The organism is Nitrosospira sp. NpAV, from assembly GCF_000832065.1.
Classification (GTDB): Bacteria; Pseudomonadota; Gammaproteobacteria; order Burkholderiales; family Nitrosomonadaceae; genus Nitrosospira.
In genome coordinates this window covers 1-361 of the sequence record NZ_JXQM01000133.1, presented here as the reverse complement: position 1 = coordinate 361, position 361 = coordinate 1, and the positions used below count along the sequence as shown (strand labels likewise).

General features: G+C 52.9%; 1 protein-coding gene. It reads left to right on the top strand.

Annotation, left to right across the window (positions count from 1 at the left end; all coding sequences use genetic code 11):
* The coding region (locus SQ11_RS15615) for an aminodeoxychorismate/anthranilate synthase component II (protein ID WP_041515127.1) at positions 1-361 on the top strand (361 nt) is incomplete at both ends.

Sequence of the window (361 nt, the reverse complement as noted above, 5' to 3'; positions counted from 1 at the left end):
AAGCCGGCCGGTATTGTCATTTCGCCTGGTCCATGCACGCCTGATGAAGCAGGTATTTCCATGGAGTTGATCAACCGGTTCAGTGGAAAAATTCCTATACTGGGTGTATGTCTTGGTCACCTGAGTATTGGCCAGGCTTTCGGCGGACGAATTGTGCGCGCCGGAAAAGTCATGCATGGTAAAACCTCGCCGGTTTTTCATGATGGTCAGGGTGTTTTCCAGGGAATCGCCAGCCCGTTCATGGCAACCCGCTACCATTCCCTGGTTATCGAACCCTCCAGTATACCTGACTGTCTTGTTGTCTCTGCCTGGACCGAAGAAGGTGAAATCATGGGTGTGCGGCACCGCACGTTACCAGTGG